Source organism: Microbacterium sp. H1-D42, assembly GCF_022637555.1.
In the GTDB taxonomy this organism is placed as follows: Bacteria; Actinomycetota; Actinomycetes; order Actinomycetales; family Microbacteriaceae; genus Microbacterium.
Window position 1 is genome coordinate 32390 of sequence record NZ_CP093342.1, and the last position, 22877, is coordinate 55266.

Consider the following 22877-nt stretch of genomic DNA (forward strand, 5'->3'; position numbering starts at 1 on the left):
GAGTCGATGTTTCACGTGAAACCATCCGACAGCGCATCGCCGAACACCGATTTCGGGATGGACACCCCGCTCGCGCGGGAACTGGCCGACCTCTCATCCCGCCGCAAGGCCCTCAGTAAGGTCAACGTCGAATTCGACGGCGAGACCCGCATCTTCACGGTGTCGAACCAGAAGGGCGGAGTCGGCAAGACCACCACGACGGTGAACCTGGCATCCGCTCTCGCTGAGCTCGGCGCAAAGGTCCTCGTGATCGACCTCGACCCGCAGGGAAATGCGTCCACCGCACTGGGCGTGACTCACACAGCAGACACCGCGAGCATCTACGACGTGCTCATCAACGACCTCCCGTTCGGGGACATTGTTCAGGTGAGCCCGGAATCACCGAACCTGCTCTGCGCACCGAGCACGATCCACCTCGCCGGCGCCGAGATCGAGCTCGTCTCGCAGGTCGCCCGCGAATTCCGGCTGCGACGTGCGCTCGAGGTGTACCTGCGCGAGAATCCCGCAGATGTCGTCATCATCGACTGCCCGCCATCGCTCGGGCTGCTGACGATCAACGCGTTCACCGCAGCATCCGAGGTGCTCATCCCGATCCAGTGCGAGTACTACGCTCTCGAGGGCCTCAGCCAGTTGCTCGGCAATATCCAGATGATCCAGAAGCATCTCAACCCCGAACTCGCCCTCTCGACGATCCTGCTCACGATGTACGACGCGCGCACGCGCCTCGCGCAGCAGGTCGCCGACGAGGTGCGTTCACACTTCCCGGAACAGGTTCTCGACGCAGTGATCCCACGTTCCGTGCGAGTTTCCGAAGCACCCAGCTTCGGGCAGACCGTCATCTCATACGACGGAACATCGGCCGGCGCCATCGCGTACCGGGAAGCAGCAGTGGAGATCGCGCAGCGAGGTCAGCAGACTGCGCAAGAACAGGGGGCATGATGGCCAAGCGAACTGGACTCGGTCGAGGAATCGGCGCGCTCATTCCGACGGCGGATCAGACGGAGCGTCCTGTCGACGTCTTCTTCCCTGGTGCCGTCAAGGTCAAGCAGGACGACACGACGCCGATCGAGCAGCGTGAAGCACCGGCGGCCGCCGCAGATGAGGCTCTGGCCGAGATCCCTGGCATCCGCCTGATCCAGGTCGACCCCAAGCTGATCGTCCCCAACCCGCGGCAGCCCCGTACCCACTTCGACGAGGACCACCTCTCGGAGCTGGTGCACAGCGTCCGCGAGTTCGGCGTGCTGCAGCCCGTCGTCGTTCGCAAGAACGCCGGCGGAGAGTACGAGCTGATCATGGGGGAGCGGCGCACCCGCGCCGCCCGCGAGGCTGGACTCGACACGATCCCGGCGATCGTCCGCGAGACCGCTGACGAGGATCTGCTCCGAGACGCACTGCTCGAGAACCTGCACCGCTCCGAGCTGAACCCGCTCGAAGAGGCATCCGCCTACCAGCAGCTGCTCGAGGACTTCGGCATCACGCAGGAACAGCTCGCGACCCGTATCGGGCGGTCGCGGCCGCAGATCAGCAACACGATCCGTCTGCTGCGCCTGCCCGTGCCCGTGCAGCAGCGAGTAGCCGCCGGCGTGCTCTCCGCTGGGCACGCCCGCGCAATCCTCTCGGTCGACGACGCGGAGCAGATGCAGCGTCTCGCCGACAAGGTCGTGAACGAAGACCTCTCGGTGCGCGCCACCGAGGCCGCGGCGAAGACGATGCCCACCGCACCGGGGAAGAGCCCGAAGCCGCAGGCCGGTGCGCGACGGGCCTACCTCGATGAGGTGTCCGGCAAGCTCGGAGACCGCCTGAACACCCGCGTGCAGATCACGCTCGGCGCGCGAAAAGGGCAGGTCAAGATCGAGTTCGCGTCCATTCAGGATCTGAACCGCATCCTCAGCGAGATCGGCGAGGAGCAGTACGGCGCGCGCTGACCCACAGACGAAATCGCCTCTTCCCCTCCGCCAACGAGCGGGCTAGGCTCCGGTCAACTGCACACCGGGGGGCGAGATGGTTGAGTCAATGAAGTCCGACGCGATCCGAGGTCGGGTCATCGGCGTGAGCATCGCCGCTGCGCTCGGCGGTTTCCTGTTCGGTTTCGACACCGCTGTGATCAACGGCGCGGTCGATGCCCTGTCGAGCGCCTTCGAACTCGGCACGGCGCTGAAGGGTTTCGCCGTCTCGTCCGCTCTGATCGGCTGCGCCGTTGGGGCGTGGTTCGCGGGAATGGTCGCGAACCGGTTCGGTCGGGTACCGACGATGGTCGTCGCAGCGGTACTGTTCTTCGTCTCCGCCATCGGCTCGGGTCTGGCGTTCGGCGTCATCGACCTCATCTTCTGGCGGATGATCGGCGGGCTCGGCGTCGGCGCAGCATCCGTAATCGCCCCGGCATACATCGCCGAGGTGTCGCCGGCGCGCATCCGGGGCCGGCTCGGATCACTGCAGCAGCTCGCCATCGTCACCGGAATCTTCGTCGCACTGCTCTCGGACTCCCTCTTCGCGAACGTCGCGGGCGGTGCGGCCGAACCGCTGTGGGGATTGGATGCCTGGCGGTGGATGTTTCTCGCAGAAGCGATCCCCGCAACCGTGTACGGTCTGATGGCGCTTCGACTGCCGGAATCTCCCCGCTATCTGGTGGCCCGCGGCGACCTCGTGAAGGCGGGGGAGGTGCTCACTGAAGTCACTGGCGAAGCCGATGTCGAGGCGAAAATCATCGAGATCACGGGCACCATCAACACCGAACGCCAGGAGTCACTGCGCGATCTGCGCGGCCATCGCCTCGGACTGAAGCCCATCGTGTGGGTCGGGATCCTGCTGAGCGTCTTCCAGCAGTTCGTGGGTATCAACGTGATCTTCTACTACTCCACGACGCTGTGGCGGTCGGTCGGATTCGATGAGTCGGATGCCCTGACCATCACGGTCATCACGTCAGTCACGAACATCGTCGTGACGATCATTGCCATCCTGCTGGTCGATCGCGTCGGTCGTCGTCTCATGCTGCTGGTCGGCTCGGTCGGCATGACGGTGACGCTCGGACTCATGGCGGTCGCGTTCTCGTTCGGAACGCTGGATGCTGCGGGCGACGTCGTACTGCCCGAACCTTGGTCGACGGTCGCGCTTGTCTCGGCCAACGCGTTCGTGGTGTTCTTCGGGGCTACCTGGGGTCCGCTGGTGTGGGTGCTGCTGGGTGAGATGTTCCCCAACTCGATTCGTGCCGGTGCCCTGGCGGTCGCCGCCGCGGCCCAGTGGATCGCCAACTTCTTCATCTCGACGACCTTCCCGGCGTTCGCCGATATAGGCCTGACGTTCGCGTACGGGTTCTACGCCTTCTTCGCGCTGCTGTCGTTCTTCTTCGTCTACTTCAAGGTCGCCGAGACGAAGGGACGAGAGTTGGAATCGATGACCGAGGAGGTAATCGTCGAACGCCGCGTGCGCAGACGAGCCGCGTAAACTTGTCGGGTGATCAAGTCGTTCCCCCGCCGCGCCAGCTTGGAAGTGCTGCGCGCTGAAGCCGGCGATGAGCGATCGGTGCTCGTACACGAGCGCCTGCGCAGCGGCGAGGATCCGTGGGATTTCATGACTGAGCTGCCGTCGATCGACGAGCTCGTCGTCTTGTTCCTGCGCGCTGACGTGGTCGAGGATCGTGGCGGCAACATCCGCGACCGGGGCTGGAACAACCAGGTGCTGCGCAGCATCGCCCTGGAGTACCCCGAGCTGAGTCCAACCGTGTGGCGGATGCTGGCGGCCTGAGGCCTTCGTGATGTCGGCGCCGCGAGAGACAGCATCCACCAACGCGAGAGCCCGCCACCTCTAAAGGTGACGGGCTCTCGAACCCTCCGGGGTCCTGGTCTGAGCAGACTCAGCCGATGAAGTCGGCGAGGTCCTGCTCGAGGGCGAACTTCGGCTTGGCGCCGATGATGGTCTTCTTGACCTCTCCGCCGTGGAACACCTTCATCGCGGGGATCGAGGTGATCTGGTACTTCATGGCAAGATCAGGGTTCTCGTCGACGTTGAGCTTGAGGATCGTGATCTTCTCGGGGTGTTCGGCCTGGATCTCGTCGAGCACCGGCGCGACCATGCGGCACGGTCCGCACCATGCAGCCCAGAAGTCGACCAGCACCGGACCGTCGGCCTGCAGAACGTCCTGATCCCAGGTGGCCTGCGTGGTTGCCTTGGCAGTCATACAAATACTCCTTGTTCGGTGTCATCCGATGAAACGTCGGAAGACGGGAAAGTGTTCCCGCGGGTGTCAGCTCGCGATGACCTCGGCGGCGACGGCCGCCGGCACGTGCGTGGCTGCATCCTCGAGATCGGCGAGGAAGTGCTCGGCATCCAGGGCTGCGACGACCCCAGAGCCGGCCGCGGTCGCGGCCTGGCGATAGGTCGGGTCGATCACGTCGCCGGCGGCGAAGATGCCGGGAACTGAGGTGCGAGAAGAGCGTCCGTCGACCCAGATGGTGCCGGCGTCGGTGAGCTGCAGCTTGTCGTGCACGAGGTGCGTGCGGGGGTCGTTGCCGATCGCGATGAACAGACCGTCAAGCTCGAGGTCGCTCAGCGTCCCGTCGGCAGTGGAGCGCAGCTGCACGCCCTTCACCGCGTCGTCACCGAGCACCTCGACGACCTCGCTGTTCCAGATGAACTCGATCTTCTCGTTCGCGAACGCGCGCTCCTGCATGATCTTGGAGGCGCGGAGGCTGTCCTTGCGGTGGATGACGTACACCTTCGACGCGAAGCGGGTGAGGAACGTGGCCTCTTCCATCGCCGAGTCGCCGCCGCCGACGACGGCGATCGTCTTCTCGCGGAAGAAGAAGCCGTCGCACGTCGCGCACCAGGAGACGCCGTATCCCGACAGGCGCTCCTCGCCGGCGATGCCGAGCTTGCGGTACGCGGACCCGGTTGCGTAGATGACGGTGGATGCCTCGTGCTCGGCACCACTGCCGAGGACGACCTTCTTCACCGGGCCGTCGACGTGCAGTTCGGTGACGTCGTCGTAGAGCACCTCGGTGCCGAACTTCTCGGCCTGCTCCTGCAGCTTCGCCATCAGGTCAGGACCCAGGATGCCCTCGGGGAATCCGGGGAAGTTCTCGACGTCGGTGGTGTTCATCAGCTCGCCGCCGACCTCGACGGTGCTGGCGATCAGCAGCGGCTTGAGATTGGCGCGCGCCGCGTAGATGGCGGCGCTGAAGCCGGCGGGGCCGGAGCCGATGATGATGACCTGACGCATGTGCTCTCCTTGATCAGCAGGCGCGGATGCTGGTGAAGAAACCGCATCGACTGCTTCAACCAATGGTAACCGGGCGACATTCCCGGATGCTGAGGCTCAGCGGCCGGGCAGGAAGCGCTTGACCAGTGCGCCGGCGCCCGCGAGCTCCGGCGCACGAAGCAGCACGAGCACCACGGCGTACACGACGACGGCGATCAGCCCGATGACTCCCGTGCCGACGGCGCCGAGCATCTTGTCGACGAAGGTCATGCCGGTCTGCCCTGCGGTCCAGCCGTCGCCGGCGCCCATCAGCACGTACGCACCCCAGCCGGCAAGGCCCGCAGGGATCGCCGCGATGAAGAAGCGACCCAGTGACAGCAGGGTCTGCGGCAGCTCGAGGCCGCCGAGGCGCTTACGCAGGATGAGGATCGCGATGATCGTCTGCACGAGCCCGGCGAGCGACTGCCCGAGGGCGACCGCGGCGGCGAGCTGGCTCAGCGGCGCGACAGCGGCGGCCAGGTACGAGAAGCCGACGATCAGCGCGACCTGCACGAGGGTGAACAGGAACGGTGTGCGGGTGTCACCGAAGGCGTAGAACGCGCGCTGCACGATGAACAGCAGCGACAGCGGGACGAGGCCCACCAGATAGCAGACCAGCACGGGTGCGGCTTCGACGGCCTGGGCGGCGCTCTCGGTGAAGATGCGAGTCGCGGGAACCGCAGCGACGGCGAGGGCGACGCCAGATCCCACCACGAACAGCGACACGAAGCGCATGCACCGGGCGACGTCGCTGCGCACCTCGTCGCGGCGGCCGGCGGCGGCATGCTCGGCGATCTGCGTGAAGTACGGGGTGCCGATCGAGATCGCGAAGATCGAGTACGGCAGCATGAACACCAGCCACGCAGCCATCATCAGTGCGGTGGAGGGATGCTCGCCGGATGCATCCGTGACGACTCTGGTCTGGATGAGGCCGGCGATCTGCCCCGCGATGACCATCAGGAACGTCCAGCCGGCCAGCGTGCCGACCTCGCCGAGACCCACCCCGCGCCAGCGGAAGTCGGGGCGAAGCGACAGCCCGGTGCGGCGCCAGGCGAACAGCAGCAGAGCGGCCTGCAGGGCGATCCCGAGCGTGGCGGTGCCGCCGAGCACGGCGATCATGGTCGGATCCCATACGTCGACGACGTTCTGGTTGCCTCCGAAGAGGGCGATGAAGATCAGGAATCCGGCGATCGAGATGATGTTGTTCGCGACCGGGGTCCACGTGTACGGCCCGAACACCCGCTTGGCGTTCAGCGTCTCGCCGATCAGCGCGTACAGGCCGTAGAAGAAGATCTGCGGCAGGCACCAGTAGGCGAACGCGATAGCCAGTGCCATCTGATCTGGTGTGAACTTCGGCCCGTAGAGCATGACCAGCCACGGCGCGATCGCCATCGCAAGCGCCGTGACGACGAGGAACACCATGGTGCCCAGCGTGAACAGCTTCGAGATGTACGCCCGGCCACCGTCCTTGTGCGCCGCGGACTTCACGATCTGCGGGATGATCACGGCCGTGAGGATGCCGGTCTGGATGATCGTGAAGACGTTGTTCGGCAGCTGATTGGCCACGGCGAACGCATCGGCCGGGCGACCGATGCTGCCGATCGCCGCGACGAGCACGATCGTGCGGACGAGCCCGGTGACGCGCGAGATCAATGTGCCCGCACCGAGAATCGCGCTGGCCCGGCCGAGACTACTCATCGCGCTCCTGATCTGAGGTCGCTGCGTCATCCGAAGCAGCAGCAGCCGCAGCAGCATCCGACTTCCGTCGCCGCACCGTGCGCACGATGCCGAACACGAGCAGCAGCCCGATGAGCCCGGCGAGGATGCCGAGCCCGATGGCCTCCCAGTCAGCGCGCAGCGTCACATCCGCGACGGCCGGCTGACCGATCGGCACACCGGTGGGGCTGCTCAGGCGGAACGTCACATCGACGTTGCCGCTGGCCACGCGCGCCTCGATCGGGATGTTCACGCGGGTGCTGCCAGCGGCCTGCGCTGTGACCTGGGTGACGGGCTGGATGTCGAGCCGCACATCCGAAGGCGTGCTGTACAGCGAGACGTGCACGTCCCACGGCAGGTCGTTGCGCACCCACACCGGCAGGGGAGCTGCCGAGGTGAACAGCTGCACCGCTTTGGGCTGCTGGATTCCCACGGCGTTGAGAGTCTCCTGCACGCGCTCTGCCTGCGCGGTCGTCGCGGCGGCGAACTCGGTGTCATCAAGCCCGACGCCGATCGTGCGCAGCACGCGGACGCGCGTGGGGTTCAGCAGCAGCGCGGGTTCTTCGAGAATGGTCGAGAAGTCGGTCAGGCGCTGCTCGTCGGAGAGCAGCCGATTCAGGGAGTCGACGCGCGGATTCGTCCCTACTGACGTCAGCTCAGCCGATGTCGCCTTCACGGATCTCAGCTGAGCGAGTGAGGATGCCGGCGAGGCGAACGCGCTCAGCGCCGCCCGGACAGCGGCGGGTGAGCGGGTCTCGGAGCGATCCAGCCCCAGGATCGTCGTGGTCGAACGCTGCGACGCGAAGAACTGATGACCAGCGGCCGCGGTGAGCTCCCGATCAGCGGCGGCCGGGTCGTCGAGTTCGACCGCGGCGGACAACCGGGCGGATGCTGCCGCATCGACGACCAGCACATCATGGCCGTTCGTGGTGCTGTGAGCGGCAGCGGCGCCAGTGAATGACGTGGAGGGCAGGATGGTCGTGACGGTGTCGCCGAGGTACGTCGCGAAAGACGAGAGGTTCTGCTCGGTGACCTCTGGCCGCGGCCACAGGACGCCGGAGTGCGCGCCGAGAATCGCCGTGAGCTCGCTGTTGTCGGGCAACGTCGGCTCGGGATCGGCGGACGGCGTGCTGTCCGGGGTCGGGGTGGGATCAGCGGCGGAGGGGAAGTCCTCCGGCTGGATCAGCGGCGCAAGGTCAGGGGTCGCGAGCAGGGACGTCAGACCGGCGGCAGCCTGCACGGTGGCATCCGCATCGCCGAACTGCAGTGCGAAGACGTCGTTCGGCAGCCTCTCGAGTTCGGTCAGCCAGGCTTTCGCCGTCTCAGGAGCCCGCGCACCCAGCATCCGGATCGCGGCAGGGATCGCGGGGTCGACCGCGAGGATCGCCGTCGTACCGGTGACGGCGTCAAGGAGGCCGGCCAGCGCGCCGCCGCCGGCGGTGAGCGTCGCGAGTTCATCCGCAGTCAGCAGCGAGCCGTTCTCAGGGGTCGCGGTGATCGGAACGAGCACAGCAGAAGTGTGCTCGCCGGGCGCCGACACCACGAGTACGGTCGTGGATGTGAGGTCCCAGGGCACGGTCTCACCGTCGGGGCCGGTCGTGCTCGCGCCCGACAGTCGTGCCTTCACCGGATAGACACCGGGGCTGAGGTCACCCAGATCGACGGCATCCACGACCACATTCACCGCGGCCTTGGCACCATCGTCGACCACGGGGGTCGGCTCGGAGGCGACCGTGTGGAAGGTGTCGGACACGACGCCGTCGCCCAGCCAGGAGTTCAGCGCGGCACTGTCGGCGAGAGGGCTGCGGCTCACCTGCACGGTCACGGTGCCGGCGCTGAGATCCGTGTCGGCGCCGTTCTCGAGCGTGACGGTGCTCACCAGCGGCCCGCCGGGCTCGATCGCCGTGCCGGAACCGGTCGAGACGAAGAGCTCGACGGTGGTGTCGCCCGGCTCAGGGGCATCCGAATTCTCATCGGCGGACGCTGCGGACGCACCACCCAGGGCGAGCGAGCCGACGACGACCACCGCGGCGAGGCGGCTCAGCAGCCGGCGCGCGCGCGGGCGTGAGGCTTCGCGGGGGTGCGTCGAGGTCATGGTCAGGAGTCGACGACGCCGGGGGAGTGGCGAGGGCGACGCCCCTGATTCTAGGTGGCGCGGCGTGTGAATGCCTGAAGGCGCGTAGAGTGACGGCCGTGCCGGACCACTCGCGCCCTCTCCCCGATCTCATCCACGCGCGGGCTCTCGCCGCCGATCTGGATGCCGCCGACTTCCGCTCCGATGCGCTCAGGCGGCTGTGGGGGGAGGAGGCCGACGACGCGCTCGCGCGTGGACTGCGCGAGCCGATCCTGCGTGCCCTGGGTGTGCGCGAGGATGCGCTCTCGACACTGGGACGGCTGTTCGTGCTCGGGATGCCCCAGCCTGTGCAGGACGTGCAGGCCGCACTGCCGCGGGTCGGCGTCGACGGCCTGGTCGCGCTCGGCCTCGCGGTCGTGCCGGGTGCGCGCGTGGCGCCGCAGGCGCTGATCCGCCCGCAGTCGTTCGTGGATGCTGACGGTGTAGGCGAATGGTGGATCGCCAGCGACCTCGATGAGATCGCACTGGGCACCTCACTGCCGGCCGATCACGTGCTCGGCGTGGGCGGTGCCTCGCGCACTCTGGCCGAGCTGGTGATCCAGGAGCCGGTCGAGCGAGCGCTGGATCTGGGCACCGGGTGCGGGATCCAGGCGCTGCTCATCGCGCGGCACGCGGGCGTCGTGGTCGCCACCGACATCTCGGAACGGGCGCTGGCATTCGCCGAGCTGAACGCACAGCTCAACGGGGTGCGAAACATCTCGTTCCGACTCGGGAGCCTGTTCGACCCTGTTGCGGGGGAGTCGTTCGACCTCATCGTCTCCAACCCGCCGTTCGTGATCACTCCGCGCGCGACCGGCGTGCCCGAGTACGAGTACCGCGATGGGGGGATGGTCGGCGACGCGCTCGTCGAGCGGTTCCTGCGCGCAGTGCCGACCCATCTGGCGCCAGGCGGCATCGCACAGCTGCTCGGCAACTGGGAGTCGATCACGCGGTCCTGGGGAGGTGCGCTGTCAGGGCTGGACCGGGTGCGCTCGTGGGTGGAGGACGAGGTGGATGCCTGGGTGATCCAGCGCGAAGAGCTGACGCCGCTCGCATACGCCGAGCTGTGGATCCGCGATGGCGGCACGCTGCCCCGCGACGCCGAGTTCACCCGCCTGCTGACCGCCTGGCTCGACGATTTCGAGGCCAGAGCAGTGACCGCCGTCGGATTCGGGTACATCCTGCTGCGCCGGCCAGCGGTTGCGGGACCGGTGCTGCGCCGCTTCGAGACCGTCACACAGCCCGTGCACTCCCTCGGCCGCGCCCTGGCAGCCGGCCTCGCCGCCCATGATGTTCTCGCGGATGGCATCCCCCAGCGACTCGTCGTCGCCCCCGATGTGACCGAGGCGCGCCACTACATGCCAGGCAACGACGACCCCAGCGTGATCGAACTGCGTCAGGGCGGCGGGTTCGGCCGCACCATCGGCGTCGACTCGGCCCTGGCCGGATTCGTCGGCGCGTGCGACGGCGAGCTGACCGTCGCGCAGATCGCCGCTGCCCTGGCTGATCTGTTCGACGTGCCGCTGGCCGACCTGTGGGCCGACCTCGAGCCCCGCATCCGCGAGCTCGTGCTCGACGGCCTGCTCATCCCCGCCGAAGACGCGTGACGAGGACGCCGGGAATAGCATCCGATATCTATTCGTTTGGATAAATCATGAAGGCTTTCGGTTTCCTCTCATTCGGCCACTACGCCGACGTGCCAGGGTCGGTGACCCGCACGGCGGGCGACATGCTCAAGCAGACCATCGAGATCGCCGAGGGCGCTGATGAGATCGGCGTCAACGGCGCGTATGTGCGCGTGCACCACTGGGCACGGCAGGCGGCATCGCCGATGCCGTTGCTGACGGCGATGGCCGCCCGCACGAAGCGCATCGAGGTCGGCACCGGCGTCATCGACCTGCGGTACGAGAACCCACTGCAGCTCGCCGAAGAGGCCGCCACGCTCGATCTCATCGCCGACGGGCGAGTGGCCCTCGGCGTCAGCCGCGGTTCGCCCGAGACCGCACTGCGCGGCTATGAGACGTTCGGCTACTTCGACAGCGAAGACAAAGAGCGCGGCAGTGTGCTCGCCCGCGAGAAGTTCGACCTGTTCCTGCGCGCAGTCGAAGGTGAGCGCCTCGCTCCCGGCGACCCTCGCATGGTCGGCGCCGGTCGGTATCTGGCGATCGAGCCGCAGTCACCCACATTGCGTGACCACATCTGGTGGGGATCGGCGACCCACGCGAGTGCTGAGGACACCGGTCGCAAGGGTCTCAACCTGATGAGCTCGACTCTGGTGACCGAGGCCACCGGGCAGCCGTTCCACGAACTGCAGCGTGAGCAGATCGACCGGTTCCGCGCCGCGTACAAGCAGGCTGGCCACACCGGCTCGCCCCGCGTCTCGGTGAGCCGCAGCGTGTTCCCGCTGATGAACGACCAGGACCGTGGCTACTTCGGGCTGCGCAGCGCCGAGAGCGGCGACCAGATCGGCATCATCGACGGGATGCGCTCGACGTTCGGCAAGACGTACGCGGCAGAGCCGGATGCGCTCATCGAGCAGCTCAAGGCCGACGAGGCCGTGATGGCCGCCGACACGCTGATGCTGACGATCCCGAACCAGCTCGGCCCCGCCTACAACCTGCACGTGCTGGAGTCGTTCGCGAAGCACGTGGCGCCGGCGCTGGGGTGGAAGCCGAACACGGAAGGGCCGGTGCAGGGAGACGCCGTCGCGTAGCCGCGGGACTACACTCGCGGCATGCGGATCGTCGTATCGGGCACCCACGCCAGCGGCAAGAGCACGCTGATCTCGGACTTCGCATTTCGGCACCCGCAGTTCGCGGTTCTGGGCGACCCGTTCGATTCCACCGATGAGCGGTCAGATCAGCCGTCAGCCGCGCTGTTCGCCGCGCAGCTCGCACTGGCGGCAGACCGACTCGCCGAGGAGGACGTGCGCGATCTCATCGCCGAGCGCGGCCCCCTCGACTTCCTCGCCTATCTGCTCGCGCTCGCCGAGATCACGGGGGGCGACCTGGCCGTGGGCTTCATTGAGCAGGCAACGGCGGTGACCGCCCAGTCTCTGCGAAGCGTGGACCTGCTGGTCGTTCTGCCGTTGAGCGCCAGCGACTTGATCCCGCTCGGCGACGATGAGCACCTCGAGCTGCGCCGCGCGATGAATGATGTGCTGCTGGATCTCCTCGATGATCCCGAGGTCGTGCCGCCTGAACTCGAGGTGATCGAGATCACCGGCGATCCTGGTGCGCGCCTGGCAGCCCTCGAGCGATACGTCTGAACGGGAGCCGGGTCTGATGCCGCTAGATCCCGAACAGCCCCTTGGCCTCGGACTCGAGCAACTCGTAGGCCTCGCCGAAGGTCTTCGGCATGCGGTCGCGAGGCAGCCCCGACTTGGCGAGCAGCAGACCGAGGATGCCCTCCGCGGGTGGCGTCAGCGGCTTGTCCTTGTTGGCGTGCGCGGGATGCCCCGGCGTCGCCTCGGGGTTGGGGGGAGTGAACGACGCGGTCGTGTCCGGCCAGTCCCCAGGGTGTCGCGGTTTGGTCAGGTTCACCACAGACAGCAGATTGTTCGCTCCTGCATCGCGTGCGGTGAGGGGCTTCAAGCCATGCAGTCGATTCAGGGTGGCGATCACCGAACCGTGGTGCATCTCGTCGTGGATGATCGTGTTCTTGGCGGTGTAGGCCGACACGGCGATGGCGGGAACCCGGCATCCGAGGCGATCGAAGGTGAACCCCATCTCTCCCGGTCCTGACTTGTCCGGCGGCACGGCCTTGGGCGGCGGTACGTGGTCGTAGCAGCCGCCGTGCTCGTCGAAGGTGATCAGCAGCAGGGTGTTGATCGCGTTCGATCCCTTCGCCGATCCGCTCTTGCGGATCGCCGAGTACACGTCGTGCACGAGCACTTCTCCGGCCCTGACGTCGGATTCCGCACTGTCGATGAAGGTCGTGCCGTCGACCGTGCTCTCGCGCAGGTGGCCGAACGGCGGGTGGAAGTCGTTGTGGTTGTAGATCATGCGCGGCTCGATGAACGCGTACGCCGGCAGCGTGCCCTTCTTCGCGTCGGCGTAGAAGTCCTCCATGGTGCCGAACCGCTTGGTCTTCCAGTACTTCCGCAGCACCGGCGCATGCAGGAATCCCGTGAACGAGACCAGCTGCAGCTTGTCGAAGTAGACGCGCCACGGGATTCCGGCGTCTTCCAGCCGGTTGAAGATCGTCGGTGACGGCTCGGCATCCAGCCACTTCTCGTAGCCGCCGCTGAAGTGATTGGTGACGAATCCGTGCGAAGTGGAGGCATGGAAGAACGATCTGTTGCAGAACGTCTGCGACGGCACGCCGGAGTACCAGTGGTCGAACACCGCGAACTCGCGCGCCAGGGTCGACAGAACGGGCAGCATCTCGGGCGAGAACGAGCCCATGATGTGCTTGACCTCTGCGGTCGACGGCTTCTTGCCGCCGCCGAGCTGCCTGACATGGGTCTCGTAGTCCGTGACGAAGCCGTCCATCGTCGCCTTCGCCCCAGCCGCGGGCGCGTTGAACGGCGCCTTCATCTCGGACGCGGAGACATCGGCGTTGTGCGGAGGATCGACCGTGCCGAACAGCTGGGTGTTCACGTGGGGGTACTCCTCGCCCGGATCCGGGTCGGGGAAGCCCATGATCCGGTCGGTCGGCCCGTCGTACACGTGTGCCGGGATGCGGGTGCCGTCGGGGGCGGTGTTGGCGTGATCGCCGAACGCGAGTCCTTCGAACTCGGCGTCCGCCGGCAGGTCGTTCTTGGAGTACAGGTAGCCGAGCAGATTGTCGAATGAGCGGTTCTCGCCCATCAGCACGACGATGTGGTCGAAGCCGGGTTCGTGTCGCGGATTGAGCGCGGCATATTCCGGATCGGTCTCGAACCGCTCGTCGCGCTGTGCGATGGATGCCGCGATGGCCGCCCCGCCGACCCCGCCGACGGCGGCTCCGGCGAGGGCCGCCCCGCCGATGCGAAGGAAATTGCGGCGGGAGGTGTCCGATTCTGAATGATCGTTCTGACCGGATTCGGATTCGGCTTCGGATTCCATGACAGGAGCATATGTGCTCGTTGGCTCAGGGCGTGGAGCGCGGCGCGCGTCCACCGATACCCTCCTCTCGGCGGAAGAAATGCCCGCCGGCACACACGAAAGAGGGCGCCGACCGGAACCTCGATCGACGACCTCCTGTCACTGCGCGTCAGGACGCGTCGACCTCTTCGCGCGCGCGGCGACGGCGAACCGCCACCAGCGCGAGTCCGACCAGCAGCAGCACGCCGGCCGCTGCGAGGTACGGCATGCTGTCGGCACCGGTCGTCGCGAGGCTGCCCTCGAGTGCGTCGCTGTCTTCGGCACCCGCGTCACCGGCATCGCCGTCCGAGTCGCCACCGCCGGGGGTCTCCCCGGTGCCGCCACCGCCTGGCACTTCCGCCGCGGCGACGGTCACGGGCGCAGCGACCTCGTCGCCGTTCTCGCGGATCGCGACGAGCGTGTGCACGCCCGCAGGGGTCGAGGCCGGGATGGTGATGGACGCCTGCAGAGCTCCGTCAGCATCCGCCGTCGCCTCACCCACCGACACTGGCTCCGAGCGCAGCTCGAAGAGCACCTTCTCGCCGGCGGCGAAACCCGCACCCGACAGCGACACGGCGTCGCCGGCGGTGACGGTCGGCGCCTGCAGCGTCAGTGACGCCGGCACCTGCTGCGCGGGCGGAGTCATACCGGCCTCGGTCACCCACTTCTCGCCGTCGTCGTACTTGGTGACGGTGAACTCGTCGTACACGTCGCCGACGTTCTTGTCGGTGCTGGCACCGGCGACCTTCTCGGCGATGTATGACCGGTAGACCAGCTGGTCCTTCGACACGTCGATCACCTGGTACGTGGTGACGCGCTCGCCGCGCATCACCTGCGTGGCGCCGTTGTTGGTCCAGACGTTGCGCTCGGGCGTCTCGAGGTTGTAGTGCTTGGCGCCGGAGTTCGACACCATGTAGACCGGTCCGGTGGTGAGACCGGGCGTCTCGGTCGCCGTGGTGTTCTTGTACCCGCGGGCGTAGGTGTGGTCGTGGCCCATCATGACCAGGTCGATGTCGTTGCGCTCGAACACCGGAACCCACTCGTCGCGCAGGATGGGCTCATCACGGCCGGCCGAGGTGGAGTACACCGGCTGGTGGAAGGTGACGACGTTCCACTTCGACGGGCTGTCGCTGAGGATGTGGTCGAGCCACGCCGCCTGGAAGCGCGTCCACAGACGCGATACATCGTTCTTCGGGCAGGCGTCGATCGTGCACTCGGGCAGTCCGGTCGGCGTCAGGAAGGTGGTGTCGCGCGTCGCGTTCAGCGTGATGAAGCGCACGTTCTGGTAGTCGGTGTAGTACGCCGTCTCCTTCGCGAACTCACTCCAGTGCTCGAAGTACGCCTTGTACTGTCGCGCCACGTCGGTGTCGCCCTGAGCGAGATTGGCCAGTTCGCCGACCGTGCCGGTCGAGGGATTGTTGTGCGGGTACTCGAAGTTCGCCTTCCACGCGGTGAGCATCTTGTCACCGGAGTACTCGTGGTTGCCCGGGGCCGCCATGACGTTCGTGGTCGCGGCGGAGTTCTGCATGCCCTTGAACCAGTTCAGCCACTCCGTCTCGTTCGAACCGGTGTTGATGAGGTCACCGGCGTGCACCGAGCCGATCGAGCGGGGTGCGTTGGCCTCGGCCTGCTTGACGACCGACGGCCACGTGGTGTCGAGACCGATCTGCGCGTCGCCGTAGTAGACGAACTGGAAGTCGGTGGCCTTCGGGTCGGCGGTGCGGAACTCGTGCCAGTCGCTCCAGCTGCCCTCGAACCCGACGCGGTAGCGGTAGTCGGATGCCGGGGTGAGGCCATCGACGGTCGCCGAGAAGTGCTGCAGCGGGTTGCCGTTCACGACGCCGACCGAGCCCGCGTCGACCGTGCGGACCGTGCCGCCGGATACCGGCGCGATCTGCACCTGACCGGTGGTGTGCGAGGCGTCGCCCGCCAGCCATGAGAACGACTGCGAGGTCTCGGGCGTGGTGGTCGGGGTGAGGATGACCCGGGTCGGTGGGGCGGCGACGGGCTCGGCGTTCGCCGAGACGAGCTTCAGCTCCGACAGGTCGAAGTAGATGTCCGAGCTCGTCGAGCGGTCCTGATACAGCGCCACGGCGATGGTGTTCTCGCCGTCCTTCAGCAGGTCTCCCTTGGCGGCGAAGGTGCTGGTGAGCGGGTCGCCGTTGCTGTCGCCGGCGTACTCGAGGTTCGTCGTCTCGGTGATGCGTCCGTCGACGTAGCTGGCGACCTTCGTGCCGTTGACCCAGACGACGAGCGCGTCGTCGTAGGTGACGGTGCCGGCGAGCGATGCCACCTGGTCGGCCACGCCGGCCTCGAGCGTGAAGTCGGTGCGGAAGAAGTAGGTCGGAACCGTCGTCTTCGTGTCGCCGATGTAGTGGTTCAGCAGCGAGCGCGGCTGGTGCGGCCCGACCTTGCCGAGTGCGCCGTTCTTCGCGCCGAAGGCGCCCTGTGCGCTCTTCCAGGCGCTGTCGTCATAGCTCGGCGTCGTCCAGACCCGCAGGTTCGCGTCGCCGCGTGCGGGGTCGGCGTTGTCGTCCAGGTAGTGCCAGGTGCTGTCGCTGGTGAGCACGGGTGCCGTCGGCACGTCTGGGGAGGGTGCGGCGGATGCCGCGGCCGGGGCGATGAGGGTGCCGCCGATCAGCGCGACGAGCGCCGCGGCAGCCACCGGCCGGACGTGTCGTGTGACGGGTCGAGAATGCATGTCGATCCTTTTCTTCGGGTGGGGGAGCGCGTGCCGAGCGCACACGCATCAACCCAATCGGCAGCAGGTGACGCGTCGATGACGAAGTGGCGACGGTTCCGTGAATGTCCGGCGCTGGACGCGCGATCGGTGGGGTGCGGTGGATGCCCGTGATCGCTCGACCGGGGATCAGGCACCCGCCCGGTAATCTGGAACCCATGCTCAATATGGCCGAGGGCCTGTCCCGACTCGGCGCGCTCGCCGCGCACCCCGTCGTCGCGAGCCTCGCGACCGCGTTCGCCGACGCCGGGTTCGAGCTCGCCGTCGTCGGCGGCCCGGTGCGCGACGCCCTGCTGGGTCGCCCCACTCACGACCTCGACTTCACCACGAACGCGCGACCGGATGACATCCTGCGGATCGTCAAGCCGATCTCGACCACCCAGTGGGACATCGGCCGCGCCTTCGGCACCATCGGCGCGCGCATGCAGAACCCCGATGGTCCGCCCGAGCAGGTGGAGATCACGACCTATCGTGCCGACAGCTATGACGGCAGGACCCGCAAGCCGGTCGTCGAGTTCGGCGACAGCATCGACGGCGACCTGCAGCGCCGCGACTTCACCGTCAACGCGATGGCGCTGCAGGTGGCGCCACCATCAGCACAGGGGCCGAAGCTCGTCGACCCCACCGGCGGCGTCGAGGATCTCGTCGCGGGCATCCTGCGCACCCCGATCGACCCCGACGTCAGCTTCGGCGACGATCCGCTGCGGATGCTGCGCGCTGCGCGGTTCAGTGCCCAGCTCGACTTCGCCGTCGAAGAGGGCACCTTCGCCGCCATCGAGCGCCTGCGCGGGACGCTCAAGATCGTCAGCCCAGAGCGCATCCAGGGCGAGATCGTGCGGCTCATGCAGACGGACGACCCGATCCGCGGCATCCGCGTGCTCGTCGACAGCGGTCTGATCGAGGAGTTCCTGCCAGAGGTCAGCGCGCTGCGGCTGGAGGTCGACGAGCACCACCACCACAAGGACGTCTACGAGCACTCGCTCACTGTGGTCCGCCAGGCGATCGCGCTCGAGAAGCAGCGCAATCCCGGCGCCGAGCCCGACGTCGCCCTGCGCATCGCTGCGCTGCTGCACGACATCGGCAAGCCCCGTACCCGCAAGCTCGAGGCCGGCGGAGGCGTCACCTTCCACCATCACGACGTGGTCGGCTCGCGCATGGCGCGCAAGCGCCTGCAGGCCCTGCGCTTCGACGGTGACACGACGGATGCCGTCGCCAAGCTCATCGAGCTGCACCTGCGCTTCTTCGGATACGCCGAGGGCGCCTGGACCGACAGCGCGGTGCGCCGCTACGTGCGCGACGCCGGTGACATGGTCGAGCGCCTGCACATCCTGGTGCGCGCCGATGTCACCACGCGCAACAAGCGCAAGGCCGCCCGTCTGGCCGGCGCCTACGACGACATCGAGCACCGCATCGTCGAGCTGCGCGAGCAGGAGGAGCTCGACAGCATCCGACCAGAGCTCGACGGCAACGAGATCCAGCAGATCCTCGGCATCGCGCCCGGCCGTGAGGTCGGCGAGGCGTACCGGTACCTGTTGGACATCCGGCTCGACGAGGGTGTGATCGGATCGGATGCTGCCGCGCAGCGCCTCCGGGACTGGTGGGCCGCCCGCGCCTGAGGCCCGCCATCGGACCTACACTTGATCAACACTCAACACGTGATCGAACCCGTCAGTGCTGATCGGAGTCGTGTGGTCGACAGCAGTCGCAGGCCATCGCAATGGTCATCGACGCGCGACGCCTCACCGGAGGTGTCGCGCCTGATCGTCGAGCGCGCGCACGAAGAGCTGGTCGCCGGCAATCTCGACGATCGCCGCCTCGAGCAGGTGCGGCCGATGATCCGCGCGTCGTGGCAGCGCGCCTGGCAGGACCGCATCGGCGCCGAGGGACTGCCGCCGCTGGAGTTCACGCCGGAGGCACTCGACGCGTACCGCTCCGGGCATCCGCTCTCCGGCGCGATCGAGCTGATCCGCACCCTGCTGCTGCCGGGCTCGCCGGAGGACTCCGGCGTGGTGGTCGCGATCGGCGACCACGCCGGCCGACTGCTGTGGGTCGAGGGCGACCTGCAGCAGCGGATGCTGTCGGGCGAGATGGGGTTCGTCGAGGGCGCGAACTGGTCGGAGGCCGCGATCGGCACGTCCGCCCCCGGCACCGCTCTGGCACTCGGCGAATCCGTGCAGATCCACCATGCCGAGCACTACAACCGCCTGGTGCAGCCGTGGTCGTGCACGGCGGCTCCGGTCTTCGACCCCGAGACCCGGCGCATCCTCGGGGTGATCGATGTCACCGGCGGTGACGAGGCGGTCACGCCGCAGGCGCGGATGCTGGTGGATGCCACCGCCCGCGCCGTCGAATCCGAGCTGATGATCGCGCGGCTGAGAGCCAGAGCCGAGACGCCCAGAGCCGAGAGCGCCCGGCCGCCGGCATCCACTCGTCGCCCGATGCGGGACACCCCGCGCCGGGCGCAGCTGCAGGTGCTGGGTCGCGACCGCGCGCGACTCGACGTCGCCGGTGTCGACGCCGAGTCGATCATCGAGCTCAGCGCCCGGCACGCCGAGATCCTGCTGATGCTCGCCACCCACCGTCAGGGACTGTCGGCCGATCGGCTGGCTGAGCTCGTCTACGGCGAGGGCTCCACGCCGGACACGCTGCGGCCGGAGATGGTGCGGCTGCGCAAGGTGCTCGAGCGCATCTCGCCCGACCTGGTGCCGCAGTCGAGGCCGTACCGCCTGCAGGTTCCGCTCGAGACCGACGCGCAGAACGTGCTCTCGCTGCTCGATCGCGGCGCGCACCGCGTCGCGCTGTCGGCATACCGGGGCCCGGTGCTGCCCGATTCGGATGCCCCTGGCGTCGTCGAGGTGCGTGAGAGCCTGCGGGGCATCCTGCGCGAGACGATGCTCACCGAGGCGAGTGTCGAAGTGCTGCTCGCGTACGTCGAGATCCCAGAGGGGGCGTCGGATGCTGAGGTGCTGCGTCTCTGCCTGGAGATGCTGCCCGCGCGCTCGCCGCGCCGGGCGGGTCTGGTGAGCCGGATCGAGAAGCTCGACCGGGATTGACTCCGAGACGCGGTCCGTCTGCGCCGCCCTCGCAACCCGATGCAACGTGACGCACGGTCGTGCAACGTTGCGCGACGTACCTTCGACGAGATCGGACGGCACCGACGCCGCCACTGTCGAAGGAGACTCAATGACCATCGTCGAAGAGACCGTGTCGACCGCCTACGCGGCCCCTGGAACATCAGGCGCCATCGCCAGTTATCGCCCCCGCTACGGCCACTACATCGGCGGCGAGTTCGTCGAACCCGTGAAGGGTCAGTACTTCGAGAACATCAGCCCCGTCAACGGCAAGCCGTTCACGGAGATCGCCCGCGGCACGGCAGAGGACATCGATCGCGCCGTCGACGTCGCCTGGCAGGCGTTCGCCGGCTGGGGCAGGACCAGCCCCGCCGAGCGCGCGGTCGTGCTCAACAAGATCGCCGACCGCATGGAGCAGCACCTCGAGCAGATCGCCGTCGCCGAGACCTGGGAGAACGGCAAGCCCGTCCGCGAGACCCTTGCCGCCGACATCCCGCTCGCGATCGATCACTTCCGCTACTTCGCCGGCGTCCTGCGCGCCCAGGAGGGCGGCATCAGCCAGCTCGACGAGAACACCGTCGCGTACCACTTCCACGAGCCGCTGGGTGTGGTCGGTCAGATCATCCCGTGGAACTTCCCGATCCTCATGGCCGTCTGGAAGCTCGCCCCCGCGCTGGCCGCAGGCAACTGCATCGTGATGAAGCCGGCCGAGCAGACCCCGGCATCCATCCTCTTCCTGTTCGAGATCATCGGCGACCTGCTGCCGGCCGGCGTCGTCAACATCGTGAACGGCTTCGGCATCGAGGCGGGCGCCCCGCTCGCACAGCACAAGCGGATCCGCAAGGTCGCGTTCACCGGCGAGACGACCACGGGCCGGCTGATCATGCAGTACGCCTCGCAGAACCTCATCCCGGTCACCCTCGAGCTCGGAGGCAAGTCGCCGAACGTGTTCTTCGAGGACGTCGCCCGCTCGACCAGCGACCCGTACTACGACAAGGCGCTGGAGGGCTTCACGATGTTCGCTCTGAACCAGGGCGAGGTGTGCACCTGCCCCTCGCGGGCGCTCATCCAGGCATCCATCTACGACGGCTTCGTCTCGGACGGACTGGAGCGCGTCGGCAAGATCATCCAGGGCAACCCACTCGATCGGACCACGATGATCGGCGCGCAGGCCTCGAACGACCAGCTCGAGAAGATCCTCAGCTACATCGACATCGGCAAGCAGGGTGGTGCACGACTGCTCACGGGCGGCGAGCGGGTCGACCTCGGCGGTGACCTCAGCGGCGGGTTCTACGTCGCCCCGACGGTCTTCGAGGGCACGAACGACATGCGCATCTTCCAGGAGGAGATCTTCGGACCGGTGCTGTCGGTCACGAGCTTCAACGACTTCGACGATGCGATCGGCATCGCCAACGACACCCTCTACGGCCTCGGTGCTGGTGTGTGGAGTCGCAGCGGCGACACTGCGTACCGCGCGGGGCGCGCGATCCAGGCCGGCCGGGTGTGGACGAACACGTACCACCAGTACCCGGCGCACGCCGCGTTCGGCGGGTACAAGCAGTCCGGCATCGGCCGCGAGAACCACCGCATGATGCTCGATCACTACCAGCAGACCAAGAACCTGCTGGTGTCGTACGCAGAGGGCCCGATGGGCTTCTTCTGATGTCCGAGCAGCTTTCCAGGGTCGCCGTGTCGCAGGACGCGGCGGCTCTGCTGCGGCAGCTGACCGCGCAGCACGGGCCGCTGATGTTCCATCAGTCCGGCGGATGCTGCGACGGCTCATCGCCGATGTGCTATCCGATCGGCATGTTCATCACTGGCCCCGGCGATGTGAAACTCGGCGACCTGGACGTCGGGCTCGACGCCGACGTGGAGATGTTCATGTCGGCATCGCAGTTCGAGTACTGGAAGTACACCCATCTCACCGTCGACGTCGTCGAGGGACGTGGGGCGGGGTTCAGCGTGGAGGGCCCGACCGGGATGCGGTTCCTGACCAGATCCCGGATGCTGAATGACGCCGAACTGGAGTACTTCGACCTCGCTCCGTCGGCCTGAGGACTCCCCGGGAAGAGGCGCTGTTCACCCCAGGGGCAGCGCCTCTTCGATCGCCTCGGCCGTGTCGAGGAGCAGCGCCGGCATCGACTCCCAGAACGCGGGCTGATCTGTGGCGAAGCGCTGCCACGAGTACAGGTACAGCGCATCCTGGCCGATCTCGACGTACACGCCCTGCTCGATGAGCCGGTCCAGCACGGCGGGTGCGAACATCGAGGAGTCCAGGAACGCCTGCACGGCAGCCGCCTGCCCCACAGGACCCCACACCTCGAAGTGCTCGCCACCGCGGCCGGTGATCTCGAGCTGTCCTGGAGCGACCTCGGTTCGCACGGGCAGTCGCTTGGCGGTGGAGCGTGGCTGCAGCACCAGACGGCTCCAGGGCAGGCGCGCCTCCAGGGGCACGGTCGCGAACCCCCACACGTACGACTCGCTGTCGCGGTAGCCGGCGACATAGCGGTGCTCGCCGATGCGCATCGCGCGCGGCTCGGTCGCCGCGATCACGTCCGCCGAGGTGGGGTTCGTCCCCATGCCGAAGATGACGCCGGGCTCCTGCGGTGCGGTGATCCGACCGGTGTAGGTGAACCCGTTGGCAGCGGCGAATGCGCGCAGGCGTGCCAGCCGGGTGCCGTTCTCGGCATTGCGACGGCGCAGCCACAGCCAGCCGATCACGATGATGGCAACCACCACGCCCCACGCGATCAGTGACGCCGTCGTCAGGAATCCGCCTGACCCGACGGAGATGATCAGGGCGACGAACGCCGGTAGCAGGGCGATCAGCCCGACGACGACGCAGCCGCCGGCACTCGCCCGGTTCGCCTCACTCGCCGCTGCACGCGGATCGACGGGGCCCGTGAGGGCGGACGTGTTGATGATGGGGGGTTCCATT

At 67.5% G+C, this 22877-nt stretch carries 18 protein-coding genes; 11 read left to right on the forward strand and 7 right to left on the reverse strand.

Going from position 1 to position 22877, the window contains the following annotated elements:
* Positions 1 to 57 precede the first annotated feature (57 nt).
* From MNR00_RS00185 to MNR00_RS00200, 4 genes are all read left to right on the forward strand, one after another.
* Complete coding sequence (locus MNR00_RS00185; protein WP_241927158.1) at positions 58 to 939, forward strand: ParA family protein; 882 nt, start codon at positions 58 to 60, stop codon at positions 937 to 939.
* Positions 939 to 1925, forward strand: a complete 987-nt coding sequence (locus MNR00_RS00190; RefSeq protein ID WP_241928885.1) for a ParB/RepB/Spo0J family partition protein — start codon at positions 939 to 941, stop codon at positions 1923 to 1925. The genes MNR00_RS00185 and MNR00_RS00190 overlap by 1 nt, the downstream gene beginning before the upstream one ends.
* Before the next feature lie 88 nt (positions 1926 to 2013).
* A complete protein-coding gene (locus tag MNR00_RS00195; RefSeq protein ID WP_241927159.1) occupies positions 2014 to 3441 on the forward strand; it encodes a sugar porter family MFS transporter in 1428 nt (475 codons plus the stop codon).
* Positions 3442 to 3450: 9 nt separating this feature from the next.
* Positions 3451 to 3741, forward strand: a complete 291-nt coding sequence (locus tag MNR00_RS00200; RefSeq protein ID WP_241927160.1) for a tryptophan synthase subunit alpha — start codon at positions 3451 to 3453, stop codon at positions 3739 to 3741.
* Between the two features lie 109 nt (positions 3742 to 3850).
* On the opposite strand, the gene trxA is transcribed toward MNR00_RS00200, so the two are convergent.
* The 4 genes from trxA to MNR00_RS00220 all read right to left on the reverse strand — a co-directional run bounded on the left by trxA (position 3851) and on the right by MNR00_RS00220 (position 9044).
* Positions 3851 to 4174, reverse strand: coding sequence for a thioredoxin (trxA, locus tag MNR00_RS00205; protein WP_241927161.1), 324 nt, complete (start codon positions 4172 to 4174; stop codon positions 3851 to 3853).
* Positions 4175 to 4240: 66 nt separating this feature from the next.
* The gene (gene trxB, locus MNR00_RS00210; RefSeq protein WP_241927162.1) at positions 4241 to 5215 is read right to left on the reverse strand and encodes a thioredoxin-disulfide reductase; all 975 of its coding nucleotides are present in this window, start codon (positions 5213 to 5215) and stop codon (positions 4241 to 4243) included.
* 96 nt (positions 5216 to 5311) lie between these two features.
* Complete coding sequence (gene murJ, locus MNR00_RS00215; protein WP_241927163.1) at positions 5312 to 6931, reverse strand: murein biosynthesis integral membrane protein MurJ; 1620 nt, start codon at positions 6929 to 6931, stop codon at positions 5312 to 5314.
* Positions 6924 to 9044 carry a DUF6049 family protein gene (locus MNR00_RS00220; protein WP_241927164.1) on the reverse strand — a complete coding sequence of 707 codons (2121 nt, stop codon included), beginning with the start codon at positions 9042 to 9044 and terminating at the stop codon, positions 6924 to 6926. The genes murJ and MNR00_RS00220 overlap by 8 nt, the downstream gene beginning before the upstream one ends.
* Positions 9045 to 9133: 89 nt before the next feature.
* On the opposite strand from MNR00_RS00220, the gene MNR00_RS00225 reads away from it, so the two are divergent.
* From MNR00_RS00225 to MNR00_RS00235, 3 genes are read left to right on the forward strand one after another with little or no spacing between them, the layout of a single operon-like run.
* Positions 9134 to 10669 (forward strand): methyltransferase, encoded by a 1536-nt coding sequence (locus tag MNR00_RS00225; protein ID WP_241927165.1) that lies wholly within the window; start codon positions 9134 to 9136, stop codon positions 10667 to 10669.
* A 47-nt stretch (positions 10670 to 10716) separates the two neighbouring features.
* On the forward strand, positions 10717 to 11775 hold the full coding sequence (locus MNR00_RS00230; RefSeq protein WP_241927166.1) for an LLM class flavin-dependent oxidoreductase: 1059 nt from the start codon (positions 10717 to 10719) through the stop codon (positions 11773 to 11775).
* 21 nt (positions 11776 to 11796) lie between these two features.
* Complete coding sequence (locus MNR00_RS00235; protein ID WP_241927167.1) at positions 11797 to 12330, forward strand: hypothetical protein; 534 nt, start codon at positions 11797 to 11799, stop codon at positions 12328 to 12330.
* Between the two features lie 22 nt (positions 12331 to 12352).
* Here the strand turns inward: MNR00_RS00235 and MNR00_RS00240 are convergent, their stop codons facing one another.
* Together MNR00_RS00240 and MNR00_RS00245 are read right to left on the reverse strand one after the other, a co-directional pair.
* Entirely contained in the window at positions 12353 to 14110 is a 1758-nt protein-coding gene (locus tag MNR00_RS00240; protein WP_241927168.1) for an alkaline phosphatase family protein, read from the reverse strand.
* A 148-nt stretch (positions 14111 to 14258) separates the two neighbouring features.
* Positions 14259 to 16829: an FN3 domain-containing metallophosphoesterase family protein gene (locus MNR00_RS00245; RefSeq protein WP_241927169.1), complete on the reverse strand. Its 2571-nt coding sequence runs from the start codon at positions 16827 to 16829 to the stop codon at positions 14259 to 14261.
* 197 nt (positions 16830 to 17026) lie between these two features.
* On the opposite strand from MNR00_RS00245, the gene MNR00_RS00250 reads away from it, so the two are divergent.
* The 4 genes from MNR00_RS00250 (at position 17027) to MNR00_RS00265 (ending at position 21994) form a co-directional block, all read left to right on the forward strand.
* A complete protein-coding gene (locus MNR00_RS00250) occupies positions 17027 to 18484 on the forward strand; it encodes a CCA tRNA nucleotidyltransferase (RefSeq protein WP_241927170.1) in 1458 nt (485 codons plus the stop codon).
* Positions 18485 to 18523: 39 nt separating this feature from the next.
* Positions 18524 to 19921, forward strand: coding sequence for a helix-turn-helix domain-containing protein (locus tag MNR00_RS00255; RefSeq protein ID WP_241927171.1), 1398 nt, complete (start codon positions 18524 to 18526; stop codon positions 19919 to 19921).
* Positions 19922 to 20051: 130 nt separating this feature from the next.
* A complete protein-coding gene (locus MNR00_RS00260) occupies positions 20052 to 21602 on the forward strand; it encodes an aldehyde dehydrogenase family protein (protein ID WP_241927172.1) in 1551 nt (516 codons plus the stop codon).
* Complete coding sequence (locus tag MNR00_RS00265) at positions 21602 to 21994, forward strand: DUF779 domain-containing protein (RefSeq protein ID WP_241927173.1); 393 nt, start codon at positions 21602 to 21604, stop codon at positions 21992 to 21994. Before MNR00_RS00260 ends, MNR00_RS00265 begins: the two co-directional genes overlap by 1 nt.
* A gap of 24 nt (positions 21995 to 22018) precedes the next feature.
* Here MNR00_RS00265 and MNR00_RS00270 read toward each other — a convergent pair whose 3' ends face one another.
* Positions 22019 to 22876, reverse strand: a complete 858-nt coding sequence (locus MNR00_RS00270; RefSeq protein ID WP_241927174.1) for a hypothetical protein — start codon at positions 22874 to 22876, stop codon at positions 22019 to 22021.
* Position 22877 lies beyond the last annotated feature (1 nt).